The sequence below is a fragment of the uncultured Streptococcus sp. genome (assembly GCF_901875575.1).
In the GTDB taxonomy this organism is placed as follows: Bacteria; Bacillota; Bacilli; order Lactobacillales; family Streptococcaceae; genus Streptococcus.
Map to the genome: position 1 here is coordinate 1 of NZ_CABFMF010000073.1, position 518 is coordinate 518.

The 518-nt window shown below is 28.0% G+C and carries 1 pseudogene; it reads left to right on the top strand.

Going from position 1 to position 518, the window contains the following annotated elements:
* Positions 1–275 precede the first annotated feature (275 nt).
* Positions 276–482: pseudogene (locus QZ114_RS08980) on the top strand (hypothetical protein); the annotation flags it as partial.
* Between the last annotated feature and the right edge of the window lie 36 nt (positions 483–518).

The window sequence follows — 518 nt, forward strand, 5'->3', positions numbered from 1 at the left end:
GTATTATTATATCAAAAAGGAGGGAAAAAGTCATGGGCTTTAAAAAATATTTGAAGAATTTACCGAAAAACTCTGGATTTATTATATCTTTGATTTGGAGTTGGATTCAACTTATCTGGTTTGAAACGTGGTTTTGGGGATAAAGAAATTAGAGTCCATACATAATTAAGTAAAGGAGGAATTTGTATGATATACCATCGTTTAGAATAAGTCTATATTTAAAATAGAAGTTATAAGGAATCTTCTTGAATAAAAAATGAAAGGAAACAGAAAAAATGAAAACTAAAAAATTATTGAAAATGGTTATTCCTGTTTTAATGATAAGTGCTGTTGGAACTACTTTCGTAGAAGCAAATCAGATAGGTGCTTTTAGTAATTTTGTTATTACTACCAGTTATAAGAGAACAGGTTATTTGACCAAAGAAAATGAAGGTGCGGAATATATCATGAACTTAAATCCTTGTAGAAATTTACATCCCATGTAAATTTCTACAAGGATTTAAGTTCATGATATATTC